This is a genomic window from Kitasatospora sp. NPDC005751, from assembly GCF_040630835.1.
Classification (GTDB): Bacteria; Actinomycetota; Actinomycetes; order Streptomycetales; family Streptomycetaceae; genus Kitasatospora.
On sequence record NZ_JBEXYC010000116.1, the window covers coordinates 1 to 7,810 of the forward strand.

A 7,810-nucleotide genomic window follows, 5' to 3' on the forward strand; every position below is an offset into this window, starting at 1 on the left:
GAGCTCCCGGTCCAGCTGGGCAACCTCCAGGGCCACTCCTCCTTCATCGTCCAGTCCATCGTGGACGCCACCGACGGGGCCGCCAGGACCAGCGACTGGGTCAACGGCAAGGCCGGAGCCACCATCAGGACGCCGGGCGGCACCGACGCCGCGAACACCCTCGCCGACTGGGCGAAGAAGGGCTACCTGCCGGACGGCGCCAACGGCACCGACCTGCCCGGCTCGGTCGCCGACTTCACCGCGGGCAAGGGCCTGTTCCTCTTCGACGGCTCCTGGGACGCCCAGAAGCTCGACAAGTCGGCACACGGCAGGGTCGGCTTCATCCCCTTCCCCGGTACCGGCGACAAGGCCACCGGTATCGGCACCTCGGTCGCCTACGCCATCCCCGCCAAAGCCAAGAACCCCGACCTCGCGGCCGCGTTCCTCGACTTCATGAACACCCCCGAAGCCGCCCAGATCCAGTTCGACACCGGCTTCCTCCCGGTCGCCCACGCCGACCAGGTCAAGACCGACCCGGACAACGTGATGAGCGAGGTGGCCAAGGGCTGGGCCGCCGTCAACAAGGACAACGGGCTGGTGAACTTCTTCGCCAACAGCACCGCCACCATGAACGACACCCTCACCTCCCAGAGCCAGCAGCTGATCGCCGGGAAGACCGGCCCCGACCAGTACCTCGACGCCCTGCAGAGCGACTGGACCAAGGGCCACCAGTGACCACGACCCCCCTGCGAGCGAAACCCGGCGCGCTGCGCGAGGCCTCTGCCGCCCCGGAAGGGGCGGGCCGGCCCGAACGCCGCAAGTCCCGCACGGCCGGGGCGCCGCGCACTCTGCGCGTCGGCCCCCGCCGGCCGGCCGGCCGCAAGGCCGCCTACCTGTACCTGGCGCCAGCCCTCGTGCTCTACACCTGCTTCGTCGCCCTGCCGTGGCTCCACACCATATGGCTGTCCTTCTTCGCCTGGGACGGCGTCACCCCCGGAACATGGGTGGGACTGGACAACTACGCCCAGGTGATCGGCGACCCGGCGTTGCGTTCCTCCATCCTCCACGCGCTCGGCTTCGTCGTCTTCTACTCGGTGCTGCCGATAGCCATCGGACTGCTGCTGGCGGCGGTGGTCGGCAGCCGCGGCGGGCGCCGCTACCCGGTGAGCCGAACCATCCTGTTCCTGCCCCAGATCGTGCCGCTGGTCGCGGTCGGCGTCACCTGGAAGTGGATGTACTCCGCGGACGGCCTCATCAACCAGATCCTGCGTGCCGTCGGGCTGGGCTCCGTCACGCGGGCCTGGCTCGGCGACTTCACCTGGGCCTACGTGGCCGTCGGCCTCGTGGGCACCTGGGTGATGCTGGGCCTGTGCCTGATCCTCTTCCAGACCGGCATCCAGAAGATCGACACCAGCCTGTACGAGGCCGCCCGGATCGACGGTGCGGGGCCGGTCAGGGAATTCCTCGCCGTCACCCTGCCGGGGCTGCGGGCCGAGATCGGCGTCGCCGCCACCCTCACGATGATCTCCGCACTCGCCAGCTTCGACGTCGTGTACGTCACCACCGGTGGCGGCCCGGGCGACTCCACCACCGTCCCCGGCGTGCTGATCTACCGGCTCGCCTTCACCAACGGTGAGGTCGGCGCCGCGTGCGCGCTCGCCGTGGTCCTGAGCGTTGTCATCGCGCTCGCCGTCCTCGCGATCAGCCGACTCACCCGGGAGGAGTCATGACCGCCCCCGCCCGCCCGTTCACCCAAGGCCTGGCCGGCCGGGCCGTGATGGCAGCCTTCAGCCTCGCTGTCGTCATCCCGTTCGCCGGGATCGTGCTGGCCGCCCTCCACCCCCCGGGAACCATCGTGGCCGGGCTGTCCTGGCCCGACCACCCGAGTCTGGACAGTTTCGCCCGGGCCTGGTCGGACGCCGGCTTCGGCCAACTCCTGCGCAACAGCGCCGTGATCGCCGGGGGAGTCGTCCCGCTCGCCCTCGTCTGCGCGTGCCTGGCCGGATACGCCTTCGCCACCATGCCGTTCCGCGGTCGCAAGGTCCTCTTCGGCTTCCTGATGCTGGGCCTGGCCCTGCCGTACGAGGCCGCGGTCGTGCCGCTCTACTACGACCTGCGGGAGGTCGGCCTGATCGACACCCCGCTCGCCCTGATCCTCGCCCTGGTCGGCCTGTTCATGCCGTTCGGAGCGTTCTGGATGCGCGGGCAGTTCCTCGCCCTGCCCAAGGAGATGATCGAGGCCGCCGCCGTCGACGGCGCGGGGAGCTGGACCATCCTGTGGCGCGTGCTTCTGCCGTGCTCCCGGCCGGCCCTGACCACCCTCGGCCTGCTGTACTTCGTCTGGGCGTGGAACCAGTTCCTGCTGGCCCTGATCCTGATCCAGGATCCCGGCCGACGTACCGCCCCGGCCGGACTCGGCTTCTTCGTCGGTGCCTACACCATCGACGTGCCACTGCTGTCCGCCGCGACGCTGATCGTCATCGCCCCCGTCGTCACCGTCTACCTCTTCTTCCAGCGGCACTTCATCGCCGGGATGCTGTCCGGCGCCGTCAAGGGCTGACCCCGCGCCTCCCACCCCGGCCTGCCCGGGCCCTCCTGTCGAAGGACACACCGTCATGAGCCACGCTCTCGTCGCCCAGCACCCGCCCGCCGACACCCAGGTGAAGCAATTGCGCCTGCTGCTGGTAGGCGCGGGAAGCCGAGGCACCACCTACGCCGGACACGCGGCCGCCGACGGCCGGGCCTCGATCACGGCCGTCGCCGAGCCCGACCCGAAGCGCGCCGCCGCCGCGAAGGAACTGCACCCCGATGCCGTGATCTTCACCGACTGGCGGGCCCTGGCCGAAGCCGCGCCCGAGGCCGACGCGGTCATCATCACGACCCAGGACGCCGACCACGTGGAGCCGGCTGTCCGGTTCGCCGGACTCGGCTACCACATCTTGCTGGAGAAGCCGATGGCCACCAGCGAGACGGACGTCCGCAGGATCGTCGACGCGGTGGACCGGAGCGGCGTCATCCTCGCCGTCTGCCACGTACTGCGCTACACGCCGTACACCACCGCGGTGAAGGAAATCGTCGCCTCCGGCCGCCTCGGCGACATCGTCAGCGTCGAGCACCTGGAGCCGGTGGGCTGGTGGCACCAGGCCCACAGCTACGTGCGCGGCAACTGGCGAAGGGAGGACCAGGCCAGCCCGATGCTGCTGGCCAAGTCCTCGCACGACCTGGACTGGATCTCCTACATCGTCGGCACACCCGTGCGGAAGGTCTCCTCCTTCGGCTCGCTGATGCACTTCCGCCCCGAGAACCGGCCCGCGGCCGCGGCCGACAACTGCCTGGAATGCCCTGTCGAGCCGAGCTGCCCCTACTCGGCGAAGCGGCTCTACCTCGGTTGCCTCGGCGACCCCGACCGGGAGCGCTGGCCGCTGTCGGCCGTCACCGACGCACGCACGCCCGAGGGCGTCGAACAGGCCCTACGCGAAAGCCCGTACGGACGCTGCGTGTACGCCTGCGACAACGACGTGGTCGACCACCAGGTCGTCAACCTGGAGTACGGGAGCGGCGCCACTGCCTCGTTCACCATGACCGCCTTCACGCCGTTCACCCACCGCAAGACCCGCATCTTCGGCACCCGCGGCTCCCTCGACGGTGACGGTGTCAACGCCACCGTCACCGACTTCCTCACCGGCCAGGAGGAAACCCTGGTGCTGGGCGTGGACGGTCCGGACGCCGGCAGCGGCCACGGCGGCGGCGACTCACGCCTGGTCGACGCCTTCCTCGACGCCCTCGCCTCCGGTGACCGCTCGCACATCCTCTCCGACCCGGCCACCAGCCTGGAGAGCCATCTGGTCGCCTGGGCCGCCGAACGCGCCCGCCACACCGGCACCGTCCAGACCCTCACGGACTGACCACACGGCCGACCCGCCCGGTCCCGCCACCCCGGGTGACGCCGCCGACGGGACGACGAGCGCCCGCCCGGCCGGCGCCCGCACCGCCGCTCGCCCACCCCCTCCCACCGTGGCCCCGCCCCCGCCCCCACGGCGCCGCAGCCACCCCGCGATCTCCGGTCCTGCACCCAGCCCACCCAGAACCGGAAGCCAGGCACAACCCCCACCCCCCCGAAAGGGAACCGCCATGGCCCGACACCGCGGCACCACGCCGCCCACCACCCCCGCGCCCCGGTTCGGACGGACGGCGCTCGCCACCGCGGCCCTCAGCGTCGTCCTCGCCACGGTCCTCGTGCTGCCCACCACGGCACAGGCCGCCGACTTCCCGCCGAACCCCACCACCAAGTCGGGGTACACCCTGGACTTCGACGAGGAGTTCGACGGCAGCACGCTCAACACCAACAAGTGGCTGCCGTCCTACCTGCCGCACTGGACCTCGACGCCGCAGAACGCCCAGGCCCGCTACACCATCGCCAACGGCAACCTCACCGAGCGGCTCGACGCCGACACCCCGGCGTGGAACTCGCAGTACGACGGCACGGTGAAGATATCCAGCATCCAGTCCTACGAGAAGGACTGGTGGCACCGCTTCAACGACGCGATGCCCAACGACCACCACGAGCCGGACTTCAACGGCTACTCCACCAAGTACGGCTACTTCGAGATCCGGGCCAAGAACTCGAACGTCGGAGGCGGGGGCCACCAGGCCTTCTGGCTGGTCGGTACCGACGACACCACCAGCGCCAACGCCAACTCCGAGATCGACATGATCGAGACGTTCTTCTCCAAGCCGGCCAACTGGCGCATCGCCGCGTACGGCTGGAGCGACCCCGACTTCCTCTCCTCCTGGTACCTGTCGGACACCACCGTCCCCAGCGGCAGCCCCACCACCGAGTACCACGTCTACGGCATGGACTGGACGCCCACCCAGCTCAACTTCTACTACGACAACCAGCTCTACAAGACCGTCAACGACGCCCCCAACTCGCCGATGGGCATGATCCTCGGCATCTACACCGACGCCGGCTCCGGCCAGCACAACGACGTCTGGCCGAAGAACTGGAACGTCGACTACGTCCGAGTGTTCAAGAACAGCGCCGGCTACTCCGAGGGCTACCAGCGGATCAGGAACCACCAGACCGGCCAGTACCTGAACGTCGAGAACAAGACCGGCAACGTCCAGTACGGCAATGTCCCCACCACCTACTGGAGCGGCCAGTGGACCAGGGAGACCACCAGCGACGGGTACCTGCGCTACCGCAACCGGTGGACGGGGGAGTACATGGACACCACCACGGGCGACGCCATCGTCCACTACGGCAGCCTCCCGGCCACCGACACCACCAGCCAGTGGAGCGAGGAGTCCGTCGCGGGCTATGCCCGGCTGAGGAACCGGTCCACCGGCACCTACGCCCACACCGAGGACCTCACCGGCTCCCTCCAGCACGGCGCCGCGCCGAGCACCTGGTGGACCAGCCAGTGGACCTTCGAACCCGCCTCCTGACCAACGCCACCCCCGGGACGACCTGATCCCGGGCCGCCGCGGGTGCGGGCCGCACACCGGCCCGCACCCGCACCGGAAGGAGCGCCATGCCCACCAGACCCGCCATGCCCACCCGACCCACCAGACCCGCCATGCCCACCAGGCCCGCCCTGCTCACGGCGGCCGCCGCCCTCGCCGTCACCGCCCTCGCCGCCACCGGCTGCACCGCGGGCCAGGTCCCCGCCCCGGCCGTGCGCGCCACTACCCCCCAGGCCCCCGACCACTCCGGCCAGAGCCTGTGGCACGTCATCGACACCGACGGAAAGACGGTCTCCCAACTCAGGGACGACGACCCGGTGGTGACCGCCGTCCGCAAGACCGTGGTCCTGCACTCCGGCACGGTCGACAACCGCGACCACCGCACCGTCACGGACAGCACCGCACAGGAGTTCGCCTTCTACCAGAGGGACTTCGCGGACCAGCTGCGCTCGAAGCAGTACGACACCAAACTCGCCGCCCTGTTCACCGCCAACCACCTCGTGACACACCAGGTCAGTATCGCCTGGTACGTGTCCACGTTCCCCCTGGACATGGCCACCGCCAAGGTCCAGATGGACAGCACCATCGAGTTCACCGAGGCCGACCCCGCCTATCTGAGCGCCAACAGGCTCGAGCTGAACAAGCCCTACGCCCAGCACCGCACCGTCAGCCTGGCCAGGACCGGCGAGACCTGGGCCATCACGGCCATCGAGAAGAACCCCCTCGAAGCACCCGCCCTGCCCAAGCCCACCGGCTGACCGGCTCACCCGCTCACCGGCTCACCCGAGAAAGGCGGAAGTGAACGCCCACCACGTCATCGCCCTCGACATCGGCGGCACCAGCATGAAGGGCGCCGTCATCGGCCCCGACCTCAGGCCGGTGCGCACCCTGCGCAGCGCCACCCCGCGAACGGGCGCAGCCGGCGCCGTGCTGGCCGCGGTGACCTCCACCGTAGACCGGCTGACGGGGCTCGCCGCCGAACACGGCATCACCGTCACCCACGCCGGCGTCGCCGTACCCGGAATCGTCGACGACGACCTCGGCCACGTCCACTACAGTGCCAACCTCGGCCTCTCCGAGGTGCCGCTGGCCGCGGTCCTGCGTCGGCATACCGGTCTGAACGTCACCGTGGGCCACGACGTCCGGGCCGGCGCCCTGGCCGAAGCCACTCTGGGCGCCGCCCGGGGAGCTCGCCACGCACTCTTCGTCGCGATCGGCACCGGAATCGCGGGCGCGTTCATCACCGACGGCCTCCTCCTGCGCAGCGGCGGCCACGCCGGCGAGATCGGCCACATCACCGTTCCCGGGGGGACGGCCCGCTGCGCGTGCGGCAACCGCGGCTGCCTCGAAACCGTCGCCGCCGCGCCTGCCCTCGCCAAGGCCCTGGGGGAGCGCACAGGGCGTGCGGTCGAGGGCGCCGTCGACGTGGCCGCCGCGGTAAGAGCCGGCGACCCCGACGCCCAGGCGGTCTGGCAGCGTGCCGTCGCTGCCCTCGCCGGCGTCCTGGCCGCGCTCACCACCACGCTGGGCCCGGACACGATCGTCGTCGGCGGCGGCCTCGGCGAGGCCAGCGACCTCCTCATCCGCCCGCTGACCGACGCCCTAGAGGAGCGGCTCACCTTCCAGCGGCGGCCCGCCGTGCTCAAGGCCCTCCTCGGCGACCAGGCCGGCTGCATCGGAGCCGCCCTCCTCGCCCGGGGAGGCATCTCCTCCACCCGTAGTTGAGCATCCACCCCCGTCGCACGACCACAGGAGCCTCCGTGCACACCCATCCACCTGTCGGCCGCCTCGCCGTGGTGATCACCGCCGTCACCGCCGCCGCGCTCGGACCGGCAGCCTGTGAGGCCGCCCCCGCGCGCCGGAGCGCCCCCCCTCCACCGGCCGCCACCGGAGTCCCCCCCGGAACCGCCACACTTACCATCGCCAGCTCCGAGAACACGGGGCTGACCGATCTCCTGGGCGTCACGTTCCACAGCCGGCACCCCAACATCGTCGTCGACTTCGACTACGAACCCCGCGACGTGTACGACGGCAAGCTCGAAACCATGCTCGCCTCGAAGAACCCGCCCGACCTCGTCCTGCTCAACGACCTGGGCACCGCGCCGGCGTCGGGCGCGGTCAGAAGTCTTGACGACTACACCCGCCTGTACGGTTGGGACGCCAAGTACCCGTCGGCCGAACTCGACCAGTGGCGGGCCGCCGACGACGGCAGGCAGCTGGGTACCGGCCATCTGTGGGCAGCGCCGGCCGGGTTCTCCGTGGTCGGTGTCTACTACAACAAGGACCTCGCGGCGAAGCTCGGCATCGCGCCGCCAGCCACCCGCGCCGACTTCGACGCGGCGCTGGCCAAGGCCAAGGCCGCCGG

The 7,810-nt window shown here is 70.7% G+C and carries 8 protein-coding genes; all 8 read left to right on the top strand.

Annotated features, from left to right (window positions below):
- Nucleotides 1-714: extracellular solute-binding protein (locus ABZ497_RS36135; protein ID WP_359812222.1), on the top strand; the 714-nt coding region annotated here is incomplete at its 5' end.
- Nucleotides 711-1,709 carry a sugar ABC transporter permease gene (locus ABZ497_RS36140; protein WP_359812225.1) on the top strand — a complete coding sequence of 333 codons (999 nt, stop codon included), beginning with the start codon at nt 711-713 and terminating at the stop codon, nt 1,707-1,709. The genes ABZ497_RS36135 and ABZ497_RS36140, both read left to right, overlap by 4 nt.
- Nucleotides 1,706-2,539 carry a carbohydrate ABC transporter permease gene (locus ABZ497_RS36145; protein ID WP_359812228.1) on the top strand — a complete coding sequence of 278 codons (834 nt, stop codon included), beginning with the start codon at nt 1,706-1,708 and terminating at the stop codon, nt 2,537-2,539. The genes ABZ497_RS36140 and ABZ497_RS36145 overlap by 4 nt, the downstream gene beginning before the upstream one ends.
- 55 nt (nt 2,540-2,594) lie before the next feature.
- Nucleotides 2,595-3,884, top strand: coding sequence for a Gfo/Idh/MocA family oxidoreductase (locus ABZ497_RS36150; protein WP_359812231.1), 1,290 nt, complete (start codon nt 2,595-2,597; stop codon nt 3,882-3,884).
- A gap of 226 nt (nt 3,885-4,110) precedes the next feature.
- Entirely contained in the window at nt 4,111-5,427 is a 1,317-nt protein-coding gene (locus ABZ497_RS36155; protein ID WP_359812234.1) for a family 16 glycosylhydrolase, read from the top strand.
- An 86-nt stretch (nt 5,428-5,513) separates the two neighbouring features.
- Nucleotides 5,514-6,203, top strand: coding sequence for a hypothetical protein (locus ABZ497_RS36160; RefSeq protein ID WP_359812237.1), 690 nt, complete (start codon nt 5,514-5,516; stop codon nt 6,201-6,203).
- Between the two features lie 40 nt (nt 6,204-6,243).
- The gene (locus ABZ497_RS36165) at nt 6,244-7,170 is read left to right on the top strand and encodes an ROK family protein (protein WP_359812240.1); all 927 of its coding nucleotides are present in this window, start codon (nt 6,244-6,246) and stop codon (nt 7,168-7,170) included.
- Nucleotides 7,171-7,205: 35 nt separating this feature from the next.
- Nucleotides 7,206-7,810: extracellular solute-binding protein (locus tag ABZ497_RS36170; protein ID WP_359812243.1), on the top strand; the 605-nt coding region annotated here is incomplete at its 3' end.

Bases quoted from the DNA above. Each gene is read 5' to 3' on its own strand.
- ABZ497_RS36155 (WP_359812234.1), top strand. From the start codon at position 4,111: ATGGCCCGACACCGCGGCACCACGCCGCCCACCACCCCCGCGCCCCGG.
- ABZ497_RS36150 (WP_359812231.1), top strand. From the start codon at position 2,595: ATGAGCCACGCTCTCGTCGCCCAGCACCCGCCCGCCGACACCCAGGTG.
- ABZ497_RS36145 (WP_359812228.1), top strand. From the start codon at position 1,706: ATGACCGCCCCCGCCCGCCCGTTCACCCAAGGCCTGGCCGGCCGGGCC.
- ABZ497_RS36160 (WP_359812237.1), top strand. From the start codon at position 5,514: ATGCCCACCAGACCCGCCATGCCCACCCGACCCACCAGACCCGCCATG.